A 15881-nucleotide genomic window follows, 5' to 3' on the forward strand; every position below is an offset into this window, starting at 1 on the left:
CTGTCCTCAGTCCCTTACCCGCTTCAGAATATCGCCGTAGGCGTCGATACGACGGTCTCTGAGATACGGCCAGATCCGGCGAACCGATTCCGTGCGGGTACGGTCAAGGGTGACTGAGAGGATGCATTCGTTTTCGTCATCGGCGCGAGCGAGAAATTCTCCCTGAGGTCCACATATGAAACTGTTACCCCAGAAGCGGATGCCATCCGATTGACCGGAAGGGTCCGGCTCGGTGCCCACCCGGTTCGGTGCTACCACCGGGAGGTTGTTGGCGACAGCATGCCCCCGCTGGACCGTCACCCAGGCTTCCAGTTGACGGGCCTGTTCGTCCGGATCGTCGGTGACATCCCAGCCAATGGCCGTGGGGTAGATCAGGATCTCGGCACCGGCCAGGGCCATGAGTCGGGCGGCCTCGGGATACCACTGGTCCCAGCACACCAGCACGCCGAGCCTGCCGACCGACGTGTCGATGGGGGTAAAGCCATTGTGGCCGTCGTTGAACTGGGCATCGCCGGGGGTAAAGTAGAATTTCTCGTAGAAACCGGGATCATCGGGGATGTGCATTTTCCGGTAGATACCGGCAACGTCGCCATCTCGTTCAAACACCACGGCAGTGTTGTGGTAAACGCCGTTCATGCGCCGCTCGAAAATCGAACCCACCAGCACCACGCCCAGTTCCCGGGCCAGTGCTGACAACCGGTCACTGGTCGGACCGGGGATCGGCTCGGCGAGCTCAAACACCGAGGTATCCTCGGTCTGGCAGAAATACAGGGTGGCGTGCAGTTCCTGCAGGAGAATGAGCTCCGCGCCCTGGCTTGCCGCTTCGCGAATCAGTTTTTCGCTGGTGGCCAGACTGGCCGCCTTGTCCTCACTGCAGGCTTGCTGGATTGCTGCGATGCGAAGTTCTCGACTGTCGCGGGCCTTGCTCATGTATTAACGACTCCTGCGGGAATTTGCATGGTGACGCAATGCAGACTGCCGTGCTGGTAGACCAGTGGCCGGCAGTCAATGGGGATGATTTCCCGGTCCGGGAAAATGCCCTGCATGACTTCGATTGCCTTGTCGTCCTGGGCGACCCCGTATATTGGCAGCAGGATGGCATCGTTGATGATCAGGAAATTCGCGTACGTGGCCGGTAGTCGATCGCCGTCCTCATCGTGAATCGGATCGGGCCAGGGCAGGGCCGTCAGCCGGTAGGGCTCGCCATTTTCCTGCCGGAACTCCCGCAGCTCCTCCTCCATAGCAGCCAGGGCAGTGTAGTGCTCGTCGGCAACATCGGGACAGGCCACGTAACAGATATGGTCGGGGGCGCAGAAACGGGCCAGGGTATCAATATGACTGTCGGTGTCGTCGCCCGCCAGGTAGCCATGATTCAGCCAGAGGACCCGCTCGGTGCCCAGGACCTCGGCCAACAGATGTTCAATGGCGGTACGATCCAGGCTCGGGTTGCGGCTGGGGGTGAGCAGGCACTCGCTGGTGGTGAGCAGTGTGCCCTGGCCATCGGATTCGATGGAGCCGCCTTCGAGCACGAAATCCAGGGGTTTGAGTGGCACCGAACCAAACACGCCGGCATTGGCCAGGTGGCGGTTCAGCGCGTCGTCCTTTTCCGAGGTGAATTTGCCGCCCCAGGCATTAAACCGGAAGTCGAGAAGTTCTGGACCGTCCCCGGTCTGGACCGTTATGGGGCCATGGTCCCGGGCCCAGGTGTCGTTGGCTGGTGCAGGAACGGTGATGACGCGTCCGGGCAGGCAGTTTTCCTCGGCATAGCGGTTAAGATCACGGCCCAGAGCCTGCAACCGGAAAACATGCTCGCAGCTGATCACCAGATGCTCGAAGCGCAGCACCGCCCGGGCGATGGCTTCAAAGACCGGTTCCACCTCTTCCAGTCGGGAAGCCCAGTCAGTACCGGGGTGGGGCCAGGTCAGCATTACGGCACTTTGAGGCGCCCACTCGGCGGGCAACACGCGTCTTGAAGTCACTGTTGAAGCTACCTTAACTCGCAAAAGCCGCCATTCTAACCAAGGACTGGCCCGGCGTCAGGGCGGCAGCCGTGAAAACAGGCCGGTTTGCGGTGTATTTTTGTTATCGTCCGGTCTCTTGTTTCAGTACTGTGTGAAGTACGAGGTCATTTTCGAAATAGACGACGAAATTCTGATAATGCCATTGTGTAATGGGTGGTTCGCCAACGGGACCCCGAACTTCCTGGGGATTGCCCCACTTTGCCCGGACCGAGGACTGGGACAGCCCGGTTTTCGGATAGTTTCCCTCGTTCCGGTCTGCCTGGCTTCCCGCCGGAGTCCGAAGCTCTTCCGCCAGGACACCGCTGGCCGGTGCAAACGACAGCGTGGCCGCCAGGGCCAGAACACCGAACAGGGTTTTGTTGTTTCTCATTGATGGCTCTCCATTGACGCTACAACTCGGGTCCTCGCGGAGTGCTCCGGAAGGACATGGATAAAACGTAATATCCGAAAAAGATTAGCAAAAGTCACCTGCTTTCCCCCAGTTTATACTGTTTGGGCCCGAAATTTTTGCCAAGACTTTCACAGGCAGAGTGAGGGATGTCCGGTTGCAACCGATTTTGGACAAGGGCCATAATGCGCTCGACCACGCCGAGCTTGCCATTCAGGGATTCTAACAGAGCAGCACTCCTACATGTTCCGACCCTTATCTTTCTATATCGGTTTGCGGTACACCGCAGCCAAGCGCCGCAATCATTTCATCTCGTTTATCTCATTGACCTCCATGATCGGTCTGATGCTTGGTGTTGCGGTTCTGATCATCGTCCTGTCGGTGATGAACGGCTTTGATCGAGAACTCAAACAACGGATTCTGGGCATGGTGCCCCATGCGGTAATACAGGGCTCCGGTCCGCTGCCGGATTGGGAGGCGGTAGATGCCCGTGTGGAGGAACACCCGAGAGTGTTGGCCGCCGCGCCATTCATCCAGGGGCAGGGTATGGTAACCGGAGGTGGCGACGTCCGGGGCGTGATGCTCAATGGCATCCTTCCGGAGCAGGAGCGTACTGTCTCCATCATTGAAAACCACATGATTGAAGGCGGCCTGGAGGATCTGGTGTCCGGTGAGTTCGGCATCATAGTGGGACGGACAATGGCAGCGAGCCTGCGTCTCAAGGTAGGGGACAGGCTGACTGTGGTGCTGCCCGAGGCCTCCGTGAGCCCGGCAGGCGTTCTGCCCAGGCTCAAGCGTTTTACCGTCAAGGGCATTTTCAGCGTGGGCGCGGAGCTTGATGGCAACTACACGCTGGTACACATGGATGACGCCGCCAAGCTGATGCGCACTGGCGGCAAAGCCCAGGGCGTGCGCCTGCTGGTGGATGACCTGTTTGCCGCTCCGAAGGTGGCGGAGGAGGCTGCGCGGCTCCTGGACGGTCGTTACTACATTTCCGACTGGACCCGGACCCACGGCAACCTGTTCCAGGCCATCCGCATGGAGAAAACCATGATCGGCCTGCTGCTCATGTTCATCGTGGCGGTAGCGGCGTTCAACATTGTTTCGACACTGGTCATGGTAGTTACCGACAAGACCGCCGATATCGCCATTCTCCGGACCATGGGCGCGACCCCGGGCCGTATTATGCGGATCTTTATCGTTCAGGGCGCGGTTATTGGTGTGTTCGGGACTCTGGTCGGAACCACACTGGGGGTGTTCGGAGCGCTGAATATCAGTGCCTTTATCTCCTGGCTGGAAAAGGTCCTGGGGCACCAGTTCCTGAGTGCCGATGTCTATTTCATCAGCTACCTGCCGTCGCAGCTCCAGATGCAGGACGTAATGATCATCAGTGGTGCCGGGCTGGCGATGAGTCTGCTGGCAACCATCTATCCTGCCTGGCGTGCATCCCGGATCGATCCGGCGGAGGCACTGCGGTATGAGTGAGGCAAGAGCTACCATGAACGATAAAACACCGGTCATTGACTGCCGCAGCGTTACCCGTACCTACAACGAGGGCCCGGAAAAACTCACGATCTTTTCCGATATCTCCCTGCAGGTAGGTGCCAGTGAGACCGTCGCCATTGTCGGTAGCAGCGGGGCCGGCAAGACCACTCTGCTGAACCTGCTGGGTGGGCTGGATAAACCATCTTCTGGGCAGATCCACATCTGCGGCGAGGATATTCACCGCATGTCGGAGGCCGGCAGGGCAGGCTTTCGTAACCGGCATCTGGGGTTTGTGTACCAGTTTCACCACTTGCTGCCGGAGTTCACCGCCCTGGAGAATGTCATGATGCCATGCGTCCTTGGCGGACTTCCCGTCAAGGCCGCCCGTGACAAGGCTGCCTCTTTGCTGGAGAAAGTCGGTCTTGGCGCCCGTCTGACCCATAAGCCCGGAGAGCTGTCCGGGGGCGAGCGCCAGCGTGTTGCCATTGCCCGCGCGCTCGTGAACGAGCCGGAGTGCGTGCTGATGGACGAGCCCACCGGTAACCTGGACGAACACACGGGTGAAGGTGTGCAGGCGCTGATTGAAACCCTGCGTGACCAGTCCGGCATTGCTTTTGTCATGGTGACCCACGATATGCGAATGGCCCGGAGCCTGGGGCGGGTGTTACGGCTGGAGCAGGGGCGTCTGCTTCAGGAAGCCTGATTGGCGGCGCGGCGACTTTTGCGCCGTTCCAGCCGTCTTTCTCGCCAGTCCGAACGGATTTTCCGGCGCCAGAGGTACTGGATGGCCAGGTAGGAAAGGCAGGCAAAGACGGTGGCGCAGATCAGGGAGCCCAGATACAGGGGGATCCCGATATCCACAAGTCGCTCGCTGATCCAGGGCCAGGAAAGTTCGAACTCGAAGGCCAGCACCGGCCGGTTCAGAATCCACGCGCCGATCTTGTAATTAAAGTAGAACATGGGTGGCATGGTGACCGGGTTACTGATCCACACGAGTGCCACCGACAGCGGAAGGTTGGCGTTGAACCAGATGGCAAACAGCGCGGCCGCCAGCATCTGGAACGGCATGGGGATAAAGCAGAACCAGATGCCGATGAGAAAGGCTCTGGCGACGCTGTGGCGATTGATATGCCACAGGTTGGGTTCATGAAGGATATCGCCCAGAAAGTGCAGCGACTTCATCGACTGCACCCGTTCCGGTGACGGCAGATATCGTTTCATGAACTTCTTTGGCATAGGAAGTTCTGCCTGTAAGCGTGTGATTGCACCGGCAAAAGGATATTGCCGGAGAATAAATATCAGGAGGACAAGGATTGTCCACGAGTCATAGCAGCTCTGAACAGCCGTATAAGCCGCAATCGCACGACGTGGCGTTTCGTTGCGCCATAGCTTTCTCGTGCGGCGTTATCTTACTGTATCGCTTGTCGGTGTTACCAGTATCGTGGTGGCTGCTGGTGGCCCTTGTGACGGCTTTTTACAGTGTGCTGGCGGCGAAGTCCCCGGCGCTGCGGAGTCTGGCTCTGGTGGCCGGCTCCCTGATAGCCGGTCTGGCATGGGGCGCGTGGCAGGCCGGGCACCAGTTGAGTCAGCGCCTGCCTCCGGATCTGGAGCGCATTCCCCTGACGGTCGAGGGCTATGTCTGCGATATTCCTGCGGCCGGCAGTTTCAACAGCCTGCGTTTCAGCTTCTGCATCACCGGCTGGCCAGGGAGGACTGAATCGGGGCTGCCCGAGCGGCTGCGGCTGAGCTGGTATGGCGGTGAGGCGCAGACGCTGGCGCACCATCGCCTGACTGTGCAGGTGGTCTTGAGGCGGCCCCACGGAACCCTCAATCTCTCGGGGTTCAGGTACGAGGACTGGCTGTTCCGCAAGGGCTATCGCGCGACCGGTAGTGTCCGGTCGGCAGAGCCTGTCGCAACCCTGCCTTGCCATCTGCACTGCCGCTACACCGCGGTCCACCAGTCCCTTGCGCGCTGGGTGGATAGCCGATTCTCCGAAGCCAGCCGTTACCCGCTGATCGCATCTCTGATGATCGGCAATCGCGGCGCCATGGAGTCATCTCACTGGAAAGTGCTCAAGGCTACCGGGACCATCCATCTGGTGGCCATATCCGGTTTGCACCTGGGCCTGGTGGCGCTGGGGGCAGGTTTTGTGGCCCGTCGGACCTTGTTGGCCTTTCCCGGGCACCGGTTCTCCGAGGCCTCTTTGCGCTGGGGTGTCTTTGCCGTGGTTGGCGTCAGCTGTCTCGCTTATGCACTGGCATCCGGGTTCACAGTACCGACACGCAGGGCATTGATCATGGTGATGATTGCCACCTGGGCTCTGATAAGTGGCAGGGAGATCTCCCCCTGGAGCTCGCTGGCTCTGGCGTTCGCAACAGTTCTTGTTCTTGACCCTTTTGCTCCGCTGGATCAGGGTTTCTGGCTCTCTTTCTCGGCGGTCGCCATCCTGCTCGTCACCTTCTCCGGGCGGGTGGGAGCCATTGGTTGGCTGGCAGGGCTGGTCCTTGCCCAGATAGCAGTTTTTATAGGGCTTTGGCCCGTGCTCGCGCAATTCGGTCAGGGGCAGCCGATTGCTGGCCTGGTAGCCAACCTGATTGCAATCCCCTGGGTCTCGGTCATTGTCATGCCGGTCATCATCGTTGGTGGCATGGTGGTCGCCCTGATGCCTATGCTGACGGATTGGGTGGTCCCCTTGATGGATGCTGTGCTGGCGGGACTCTGGTGGTTGTTGGTCCGCCTTTCGGAGTGGCAGGTGCCGGTTCTTTCATCGGCAACCCTGCCACTGTCTCTGGTGGCCGCATCCGGCTTGCTGGCTCTGCGTCTTCCCCTGCCCTGGTTTCCTGTCCTGGTCTTCAGTGCGGTAGTTCTGTGGTTGTGGCCCGGGTCGGACTCTGTCAGCGGTGGCCCGGTGAACCGGTATGTGCCTGTGCCGGAAGTGCGTATCCTGGATGTCGGGCAGGGGCTTTCGGTGCTGGTGCGCCATCGTCGGGAAGTCCTGCTCTATGACACCGGCCCGGCGGTACCGGGCGTGTTTTCGGCTATGGAGTCAACGGTCCTGCCAAATCTGCGGGACCTCGGGGTCCGGCGGATAGACCAACTGGTAATCAGTCACAGTGACAGTGATCACGCCGGTGAGGTTGGCCTGTTGCTCGGTAGCCTGCCGGTTGGGCGCGTGATTGCCGGGGAGCCGGAGGCGTTTGCAGGGTTGGAAGTATCAGCCCTGGTGCCAGTTGAAGGTTGCCGGCGGGAGCCGGCAGCACTGGGAGCCCTGGAGCTGACTTTCTGGCGGAGTCCAGACGGTGCGTCCGGCAACGATAGGTCCTGCGTGCTGGTGGTCCGGCACAAGGCGACGGAGTGGATTCTGCCGGGGGACATTACCGAAGCGGTTGAGGCTGGATTCCTGGAAACCCTTGACCGTGTGTCCCGTCCGTCCCTGCATCGGGTTGTCCTCGCGCCGCACCATGGCAGCAAGACATCGTCCTCTGTCGCCTGGGTCAATACGCTGGAGCCGGATCATGTCATTTATACCGCCGGCTACCGCCACCGCTACGGTCACCCTCACCCTGATGTGGTTGCCCGCTACCGGCAGATCGGGGCGGTCGCGCTGAATACCGCGTGCTCCGGCGGCATTACGTTCAAGGCAGCTCCCGGAGGGCTGGAAGTCCATGAAATGAGACACGATTCACCGTTTTGGATCGGTGGAGCGGGTCTGACCCGTGACCAATGTAAAATACCGTGACACAACGGGTGTGGCCTGGATCGGCAGCTATGCTAAAGTAGCGCGGCTTGTAACTAACCAGGGAGACCAAGCGTGTTCGAGTTGTTGAAAGCCGGTGGCATTCTGATGGTGCCCATTGTTGCCTGTTCCGTCCTGGCTCTGGCCATTGTCCTGGAGCGATTCTGGACCCTTCGTGCCTCCAGGGTTGCTCCCCCCCAGACCATCAACGAACTCTGGCGCTGGATCAAGAAAAAGGATCTGAATGGCCGGAAGCTCAAGGCTCTTCAGGCCTCATCTCCTCTCGGGCGAATTCTCGCCGGCGGTCTGCTCAACGCCAAGCATGGCCGGGAAATCATGAAGGAAAGCATAGAGCACGAAGCCAGCCAGGTGATCCACGACCTGGAGCGTTTCCTGAATCCGCTCGGCACCGTCGCCACCATCGCGCCTTTGCTTGGCCTGCTCGGTACGGTTATCGGCATGATCAAGGTATTTGCCGAAATCCAACTGGCCGGTGTCGGCAATGCCGGTAACCTGGCCGGTGGTATTTCCGAGGCCCTGATCACCACGGCGGCGGGGCTGAGCGTAGCGATTCCGGCCCTGATCTGTCATCGCTATTTCATTCGCCGTGTCGATGAACTTGTCGTCAATATGGAACAGGAAGCCATCAAACTGGTTGAGGTTGTACACGGAGACCGCGAAATCGACGTGGAAGGAGCCTGAACACCGTGAAGTTCAAGCGCCAGAGAAGCCAGGAAGTCGGTGTCGACCTGACCCCATTAATCGATGTAGTCTTCCTGCTGCTGATTTTCTTTATGGTATCCACCACCTTTACCCGGGAAAGCCATCTGCAGGTCGAGCTGCCGGAGGCCAGCGGCGATCCAGCCAAGCCGGCTGAGGTGAAGCAGATTGATGTTGTGATCAACGCTGAGGGGCAGTACATCCTCAACGACCGTACCCTGGTCAACAACCGGCGGGAGACCCTGGAGCGGGGTGTGCGAGAGTTGGCGGAAGGGGATAACGCCCTGCCATTCATCATCACCGCCGATGCCCGCACACCACACGAGTATGTGGTTCGCGCCATGGATGTTGCCGGCCGCCTTGGTTTTTCCAAGTTGAGCATAACCACGGAGCGGGAGGCTGATGCCGGTGAATAACCCGGAACCTGCTTCACCGGCCGCTCTGGACAAGGGCAGCTGGGAGACCTACAAGCGTCTGCTGTCCTATGCCCGGCCGTTCTGGATTGCCTTTTCGCTGGCGGTCATTGGCAACATCATCTATGCGGCTGCGTCCACTGGCATGGCGGCGGCCATGGAATATGTCATCACGGCCATCGAAAATCCCACCGACCAGAACCGGTTGTTACTGACCCTGCTGATTGTGGGAGTGTTTGCGTCCCGGGGCCTTGGCACCTACATGAGCACCTACTTCATCGGTTACGTTGGCCGTCATGTGATCAATTCCCTGCGCGGGGACCTGTTCGAACGGCTCATGGCATTGCCGTCCCGATATTTTGATGACAACGCGTCCGGGCGGCTGGTCTCGAAGCTGACCTTCAACGTCGAGCAGGTAGCCGAGGCGACCACCAACGCCGTAACCACTGCCTTGCGCGAGGGTCTGACGGTTATCGGTCTACTCGGTTTCATGCTGTACACCAACTGGAAGCTGACCCTGCTGTTCCTCACTGTGGGTCCGATCATCGGTGCGGTGGTGAGCTACGCCAGCAAGCGTTTCCGCAAAATCAGCAAACGTATCCAGGGCTCCATGGGCGATATTACCCACGTGGCCTCGGAATCGATTACCGGCTACCGAGTTGTCCGTACCTTTGGCGGTGAAGGCTATGAAAAGGAGCGTTTCCAGACTGTTAATGACCAGAACCTGAAGCAGAGCCTGAAAATGGCGGCTACCCAGGCGGTCAGCGTGCCGGTCATCCAGGTGCTGGTGGCGATCGCGATCGCGGCATTGGTTTGGATGATGCTGGCTCCGGAAATCCGGGGCGAAATGACCACCGGCCAGCTGGTGGCCTTTCTGACTGCAGCAACCACCATGGCCAAACCCATCCGCCAGATCACCAACATTCATGCCAAGATCCAGAAAGGCGTGGCTGCGGCCCATGATGTGTTCGAAACCATTGATGAGCAGCCGGAGGAGGATCCGGGGACCTACGCGCCGGATCGCGTTGCGGGGGATATCCGTTTCGACGATGTCTCCTTCCGGTACCGGGACCAGCTCGATAATGTCCTCGAGGGAATCTCCCTCACCATTCCGGCAGGGCAGAGTGTGGCCCTTGTGGGCCGCTCGGGCAGTGGCAAGTCGACCCTGGTTAGTCTGCTGCCGCGGTTCTACGAGTTTACCGGGGGCGATATCCGCATCGATGACCATTCCCTGCGGGAGTATTCGCTCACAGCCCTGCGTGCCCAGATTGCGCTGGTGACCCAGAACGTGGTCCTGTTCAACGACTCCATCGCCGCCAATATTGCCTATGGTGCCCTGAGGCATTGTACCCGGGAGGAAATCCGGGCGGCGGCGGACAAGGCCCATGCCCTTGAGTTTATCGACCGGATGCCGGAAGGACTCGATACCATGATCGGCGACAACGGCGTAATGCTGTCCGGCGGCCAGCGCCAGCGGCTCGCAATAGCCCGGGCCCTGTTGAAGGATGCGCCGATCCTGATTCTGGACGAGGCGACTTCGGCGCTTGATACTGAATCTGAACGCCATATCCAGGAAGCCCTTGAAACCGTCATGCAAGGCCGGACAACCCTGGTGATTGCCCACCGTTTGTCCACCATCGAGAAGGCGGACCGTATCCTGGTGATGGAGAAGGGCCGGATCGTCGAATCCGGACGCCACGAGGAGTTGTTGGTGAACGGCGGCACCTACGCCCAGCTACATCAGATGCAGTTCAGTGAGCATTCATGACTTCCCTGGTGGACCGGGTCTGGTATGGCAAGGGCCGGCCGCTTGGATGGCTGGCCCCGCTGGCCTGGCTCTATCGCACCATTGCTGATTCCCGTCGCCGCAAGGCCTGGGAACTTCGTGATGAACCGCTGCCGGTTCCGGTGGTGGTGGTTGGCAACATTACCGCCGGTGGCACCGGTAAATCCCCGCTGACGGCCCGGCTGGTCAAGGAAATGTCCGCCAGCGGCTGGCGGCCGGTGATCCTCAGCCGCGGGTATGGTGGCAAGTCCGCCCACTACCCGCTTGTGGTCGACGGTGACAGCGATCCGTCAGTGGCCGGCGATGAGCCGGTGATGCTGGCGCAGGCAACCGGTGTCCCGGTGGTGGTGGATCCCCAGCGCCGCCGAGGAGCCGCGTTTGCTGTTACCCGGTTTTTGGGCAATGTCCTGATCTGTGACGACGGCCTCCAGCACTATGCTTTGCCACGGGATATCGAGTTGGCAGTTTTCGATGCCAGCCGTGGCATCGGTAATGGTGGCTTGATTCCGGTAGGCCCGCTTCGGGAGCCTGTTTCAAGGCTTTCGAGTGTCGATTTTGTGGTGGTTAATGGTGCCATAGCCGAAGAGGCCGAGGAGCGGCTCGAGAACTTCGAGGGGGTTGAGCATCCGGACATCTTCCCCATGCGGCTGCTGCCTTCCACCCTGGTTCAGGTGGCAACGGGGCACCAGGTGTCGCTGGCCGAGATTGCCGGGCGAAAGGTTCATGGCATTGCCGGTATTGGCAATCCCGCGCGATTTTTTGCGACGCTCAGGCAGCTTGGTGCCCAGGTCCGTGAAACGCCTTTCCCGGACCACCACCGTTTCAGGGTTCGCGATTTGTCGGCAGAGCGGGGTGAGTGGCTGGTGATGACCGCCAAGGACGCCGTAAAATGCCGGAAGTTTGCGCCGGATAATGCCTGGTATCTTGCGGTGGAAGCGGAGTTGCCGAACAGCTTTACAGAAGCGTTTCTCCATCGGCTTGAGGAATGCTCGCAACAGTTGAATGAATCAAACCAGAAGAGAACGGACCATGGATAAAAAGCTGATTGCCATGCTGGCCTGCCCGGTCTGCAAGGGTGACCTGAAGCTCAACAAAGAGAAAACCGAGCTGATCTGTTATCAGGATGCCATGGCCTTTCCGATCCGGGAGGGAATCCCGGTCATGCTGGCCAGCGAGGCCCGGACCCTGAGCACTGACGAACGTCTTGAAAAGCACTGAACCGAACTGGTAAGGGAGAAAGCATGTCCTTCACCGTTGTGATTCCTGCCCGCTATGCCTCCAGCCGCCTGCCTGGCAAACCGCTGGCGGATATTGCCGGCAAGCCGATGATTCGCCATGTGTGTGAGCGTGCGGCCGAAAGTCGCGCTTCCCGTGTGGTTGTGGCCACCGACGACCGGCGGATTCAGGAAGCCTGCGAAAGCTTTGGGGCGGAAGTGGTAATGACCTCCCCCGACCATGCCAGTGGCACCGACCGGCTCGAAGAGGTCGCGCGCAAGCTGGAGCTTGACCCGGATCACAGGGTGGTGAATGTCCAGGGCGATGAGCCCTTGATCCCGCCCGCTTTGATCAACCAGGTGGCAGAAAATCTCGAGCGGTACCCGGAGACCTCGATTGCCACCCTCTGTGAGCGTATCCATGATATCGGGCCGGTGTTCAATCCCAACGTGGTCAAAGTCGTCTTTGATCATCAGGGCATGGCCCACTATTTCAGCCGGGCGCCGATTCCCTGGGCACGGGATCAGTGGCCCTCCGGTATGGATTCGGCCAGGGGGCTGGTGTCGCTGCCGGACGGTGTTGGATATTTCCGGCACATCGGCATCTATGGCTACCGCGCCAGTGTGCTGAGCGAATTTGTCTCCTGGGCGCCGGCCCCGACCGAGCGGGTGGAATCCCTCGAGCAGCTGCGGGCCCTCTACAACGGCGCCCGGATCCACGTAGACATTGCCGCGCAGAATCCGCCTCCCGGGGTGGACACCGAAGAGGATCTCGAATGTGTCCGTGCGTGGCTGACAACGAATCAGGAGAGGTGAGCATGAACAATGGTGTTCGGGTTCTGTTTGTCTGCCTCGGAAACATCTGCCGTTCTCCCAGCGCCGAGGGGGTTTTTCGTTCTTTGGTGGAGGAGGCCGGGCTGTCGGATCGGATCCACATCGATTCCTGCGGCACCGGCAGCTGGCATGTCGGCAAGTCACCCGATTCCAGGGCCATGGAAGCAGCCCGCAAACGAGGCATTGATATCAGTGATCTCAGGGCGCGCCAGATTATCGAGACCGACCTGGATGAGTTTGACTATGTATTGGTGATGGATCGCCAGAACCTGGCGGATGTGAAGGATATCTGGCACCAGAATGGCGGTACCGAGCCGGAGCTGTTCCTGTCCTATGGCACGTCCCGCCACGGGGAGGTGCCCGACCCTTATTACGGTGGCGAGGATGGCTTCGAGCTTGTGCTGGACCTCATCCACGAGGCCGGTCAGGGGCTCCTTGACGAGATTCGGGGGCGCCTGGGTTGAAGGATCGGATGGCCGTTCTGGAGCGGGTTGATCTGCAGGCGTTCAATACCCTGCAGGTCCCGGCCACAGCCAGGTATTTCCTTGAGTTGCGGGAGCCGGAGCTGTTGGAGGATGCTCTGGCGTGGGCACGGGAGCGTGGTCTGGACACCCTGTTTCTCGGCGGTGGCAGCAACCTGGTGTTTGCCGGTGATTTCCCGGGATTGGTGGTGCACATGGCGATTCGCGGCCGCCACTGGGAGCAGATCGAGGGTGACGAGGCCACCCTGGTTCTGGGTGCCGGGGAGAATTGGCATGAAGCTGTGCTCTACGCGACAAAGTCCGGCTACCGGGGCATCGAGAACCTGGCTCTGATCCCGGGTACGGCGGGCGCCGCCCCGGTCCAGAATATCGGCGCCTACGGCGTGGAACTCTGCGACACACTGGTATCGGCAACCGCTTTTGATCGTGAGACGGGAAAGTGGCTTCGTCTGGCCAATGACCAGTGCGGGTTTGGTTATCGCGACAGCCTGTTCAAGCGCAAGGGCGGCCGTTACGTGATCACCGAGATAAGGTTGCGGCTGTCACGCAGCAAACCCCTGCATTTGGGCTACCGGGACCTGGAAGAGTACCTTGCCAGTCTTCCCGACAGCGAGCCGGCCGGCCTGGCGATAGCTGAAGCGGTGATGGCCATTCGCCGACGCAAACTCCCGGATCCCCAGCAGATCCCGAATGCCGGCAGCTTTTTCAAGAACCCGGTGGTGACTGAGGCGGACTATGACCGGCTGAAAGAGCAATACCCGGAGATCCCGGCGTATCCCCAGGCCCAGGGGGTCAAGGTTGCCGCGGCTTGGCTGATCGACCAGTGTGGCTGGAAAGGTTACCGGGACCGGCGGGTAGGGGTGCACAACCGGCAGGCTCTGGTTCTGATCAACCATGCCGGGGGCAGTGGCGGGGATATTCTGGAGCTGGCGGCCCGGATACGGGAGTCGGTCCGGAAACGGTTTGGTGTGATCCTGGAGATGGAGCCCGGCGTAGTAGGCGGTGCCGGGCTCCCTTCGATAGCTTGAGTCCGCTCGGGACGGCCGCGCTCAGAGCCCCTTGCGCGGCGAAGCATTAATCAGGAAGGGCAGGGCTTCGGCTACCGGAATATCCTGCTTTTCTTCATCCCTGCGACCCTTGTACTCAAGGGTACCTGCAGCCAGACCGCGATCGGATACCACGAAACGGTGGGGAATGCCGATCAGTTCCATGTCCGCGAATTTCACTCCGGGGCGTTCATTGCGGTCATCCAGCAGGACATCGAAGCCCGCCTGGCGCAACTGCTCGTAAAGCTTTTCTCCGGCCTCGGCTACGGTCGGTGACTTGTGGGCGTTCAGGGTGACGATGGCCACCTCGAAAGGCGCAATGGCGTCAGGCCAGATGATGCCCTTGTCGTCATGGTTCTGCTCGATGGAGGCGGCCACGATCCGGGACACTCCAACTCCATAGCAACCCATTTCCAAGACAACGCTCTTGCCGTGCTCGTCCAGCACGGTAGCGTTCATGGCCTTGCTGTACTTGTTGCCCAACTTGAAGATGTGGCCCACCTCGATACCGCGGCGGATCTCCAGGGTGCCCTTGCCATCCGGGCTCGGATCGCCCTCGACCACATTGCGAAGATCTTCAACCCGTCCCGGATGGACGTCCCGCTCCCAGTTAACGCCGGTCAGGTGATAATCGTCCCGGTTGGCGCCGCAGACAAAGTCCGCCAGGTGAGCGGCACCGCGGTCGACAATAATGGGCACCGGCAGGTTTACGGGGCCGATGGAGCCGGGCTCGCAGCCTGTCGCGCTCTTGATTTCCTCGTCGGTCGCCATGGTCAGTGGCTCGGCAATACCGGCAAGGTTTTCAGCCTTGATCTCATTCAGCGTGTGGTCACCACGCAGGATGAGTGCCACCAGGCCAGACTGCCCGTTTTCGTCCTCTTCGCCCTTCACCAGCAGGGTTTTGACCGTGCGGGTGGCGTCGATGCCGAGGAATTCCGCAATGGCTTCGATGGTGCGCTGGCCGGGGGTGTGGACTTCTTTCATCTCCTCGGCCGGCGCGGGACGCTCACCGGAAGGTGCAACGGCTTCTGCCTTTTCGATGTTGGCGGCGTAGTCACTGTCGGTGCTGAACACGATGTCATCTTCCCCGGAGGAGGCCAGCACGTGGAATTCGTGGGAATCGCTGCCACCGATGGCGCCCGAGTCGGCCTGTACCGGGCGATAGTCCAGCCCCAGGCGGTCGAAGATGTTGCAGTAGGTGCGGTGCATGACCTGATAGGTCTCGTCCAGGGATTCCGCATCCAGATGGAAGGAGTAGGCGTCCTTCATGATGAACTCGCGGGCACGCATGACGCCAAATCGCGGACGGCGTTCATCCCGGAACTTGGTCTGGATCTGGTAGAAATTGGCAGGTAGTTCCTTGTAGCTCTTGAGCTCATTGCGGATCAGGTCGGTAATGACTTCCTCGTGGGTCGGGCCAAAGCAGAAGTCCCGGCCATGGCGGTCGTTCATGCGTAGCAGCTCGCCACCGTACTGGGTCCAGCGGCCGGACTCCTGCCAGAGTTCAGCCGGCTGTACCGCTGGCATCAGAACTTCCTGGGCACCGCTCTTGTCCATCTCTTCACGCACAATCCGCTCGACCTTTCGCAGGGTGCGCAGCCCCATCGGCAGCCAGGTATACAGGCCCGCTGCGAGCTTGCGGATCAGACCGGCACGTAACATCAACTGGTGGCTGATAATCTCGGCGTCAGCGGGGGTCTCTTTCTGGGTCGCTATCAGGTAACGGCTTGCTCGCATTGTCTCTTCCGTATGGCT

The 15881-nt window shown here is 60.2% G+C and carries 16 protein-coding genes; 11 read left to right on the plus strand and 5 right to left on the minus strand.

Going from position 1 to position 15881, the window contains the following annotated elements; translation table 11 throughout:
- Positions 1-6: 6 nt before the first annotated feature.
- The 3 genes from R6W86_RS13905 to R6W86_RS13915 all read right to left on the minus strand — a co-directional run bounded on the left by R6W86_RS13905 (position 7) and on the right by R6W86_RS13915 (position 2391).
- Positions 7-930, minus strand: a complete 924-nt coding sequence (locus R6W86_RS13905; RefSeq protein ID WP_410329962.1) for a carbon-nitrogen hydrolase — start codon at positions 928-930, stop codon at positions 7-9.
- The gene (locus R6W86_RS13910) at positions 927-1979 is read right to left on the minus strand and encodes an agmatine/peptidylarginine deiminase (RefSeq protein WP_410329963.1); all 1053 of its coding nucleotides are present in this window, start codon (positions 1977-1979) and stop codon (positions 927-929) included. Before R6W86_RS13910 ends, R6W86_RS13905 begins: the two co-directional genes overlap by 4 nt.
- A 103-nt stretch (positions 1980-2082) precedes the next feature.
- Positions 2083-2391, minus strand: a complete 309-nt coding sequence (locus tag R6W86_RS13915) for a hypothetical protein (protein WP_410329964.1) — start codon at positions 2389-2391, stop codon at positions 2083-2085.
- A gap of 261 nt (positions 2392-2652) precedes the next feature.
- Here R6W86_RS13915 and R6W86_RS13920 point away from each other — a divergent pair, with 261 nt between their 5' ends.
- Positions 2653-3894 (plus strand): lipoprotein-releasing ABC transporter permease subunit, encoded by a 1242-nt coding sequence (locus R6W86_RS13920; RefSeq protein ID WP_410329965.1) that lies wholly within the window; start codon positions 2653-2655, stop codon positions 3892-3894.
- Positions 3887-4597, plus strand: a complete 711-nt coding sequence (locus R6W86_RS13925) for an ABC transporter ATP-binding protein (RefSeq protein ID WP_410329966.1) — start codon at positions 3887-3889, stop codon at positions 4595-4597. Before R6W86_RS13920 ends, R6W86_RS13925 begins: the two co-directional genes overlap by 8 nt.
- Here R6W86_RS13925 and R6W86_RS13930 read toward each other — a convergent pair.
- Positions 4585-5130: a DUF2062 domain-containing protein gene (locus tag R6W86_RS13930; protein WP_410329967.1), complete on the minus strand. Its 546-nt coding sequence runs from the start codon at positions 5128-5130 to the stop codon at positions 4585-4587. The genes R6W86_RS13925 and R6W86_RS13930 overlap by 13 nt on opposite strands.
- A gap of 131 nt (positions 5131-5261) precedes the next feature.
- Here R6W86_RS13930 and R6W86_RS13935 point away from each other — a divergent pair, with 131 nt between their 5' ends.
- The 9 genes from R6W86_RS13935 (at position 5262) to murB (ending at position 14108) form a co-directional block, all read left to right on the plus strand.
- A complete protein-coding gene (locus R6W86_RS13935; RefSeq protein WP_410330016.1) occupies positions 5262-7634 on the plus strand; it encodes a DNA internalization-related competence protein ComEC/Rec2 in 2373 nt (790 codons plus the stop codon).
- A gap of 72 nt (positions 7635-7706) precedes the next feature.
- Positions 7707-8333: a MotA/TolQ/ExbB proton channel family protein gene (locus R6W86_RS13940; protein WP_410329968.1), complete on the plus strand. Its 627-nt coding sequence runs from the start codon at positions 7707-7709 to the stop codon at positions 8331-8333.
- Between the two features lie 5 nt (positions 8334-8338).
- Entirely contained in the window at positions 8339-8767 is a 429-nt protein-coding gene (locus R6W86_RS13945; protein ID WP_410329969.1) for an ExbD/TolR family protein, read from the plus strand.
- The gene (gene msbA / locus R6W86_RS13950) at positions 8754-10532 is read left to right on the plus strand and encodes a lipid A export permease/ATP-binding protein MsbA (protein WP_410329970.1); all 1779 of its coding nucleotides are present in this window, start codon (positions 8754-8756) and stop codon (positions 10530-10532) included. The genes R6W86_RS13945 and msbA overlap by 14 nt, the downstream gene beginning before the upstream one ends.
- Positions 10529-11587: a tetraacyldisaccharide 4'-kinase gene (gene lpxK / locus R6W86_RS13955; protein ID WP_410329971.1), complete on the plus strand. Its 1059-nt coding sequence runs from the start codon at positions 10529-10531 to the stop codon at positions 11585-11587. Before msbA ends, lpxK begins: the two co-directional genes overlap by 4 nt.
- Complete coding sequence (locus tag R6W86_RS13960; RefSeq protein ID WP_091999861.1) at positions 11580-11768, plus strand: Trm112 family protein; 189 nt, start codon at positions 11580-11582, stop codon at positions 11766-11768. Before lpxK ends, R6W86_RS13960 begins: the two co-directional genes overlap by 8 nt.
- A gap of 23 nt (positions 11769-11791) precedes the next feature.
- The gene (gene kdsB / locus R6W86_RS13965; protein ID WP_410329972.1) at positions 11792-12580 is read left to right on the plus strand and encodes a 3-deoxy-manno-octulosonate cytidylyltransferase; all 789 of its coding nucleotides are present in this window, start codon (positions 11792-11794) and stop codon (positions 12578-12580) included.
- A gap of 2 nt (positions 12581-12582) precedes the next feature.
- On the plus strand, positions 12583-13062 hold the full coding sequence (locus R6W86_RS13970; protein WP_410329973.1) for a low molecular weight protein-tyrosine-phosphatase: 480 nt from the start codon (positions 12583-12585) through the stop codon (positions 13060-13062).
- A complete protein-coding gene (gene murB, locus R6W86_RS13975) occupies positions 13059-14108 on the plus strand; it encodes a UDP-N-acetylmuramate dehydrogenase (RefSeq protein ID WP_410329974.1) in 1050 nt (349 codons plus the stop codon). Before R6W86_RS13970 ends, murB begins: the two co-directional genes overlap by 4 nt.
- Positions 14109-14129: 21 nt before the next feature.
- Here the strand turns inward: murB and R6W86_RS13980 are convergent, their stop codons facing one another.
- Positions 14130-15863: a proline--tRNA ligase gene (locus R6W86_RS13980; protein ID WP_410329975.1), complete on the minus strand. Its 1734-nt coding sequence runs from the start codon at positions 15861-15863 to the stop codon at positions 14130-14132.
- Positions 15864-15881: the final 18 nt, after the last annotated feature.

The organism is Marinobacter sp., from assembly GCF_046484525.1.
GTDB lineage: Bacteria > Pseudomonadota > Gammaproteobacteria > Pseudomonadales > Oleiphilaceae > Marinobacter.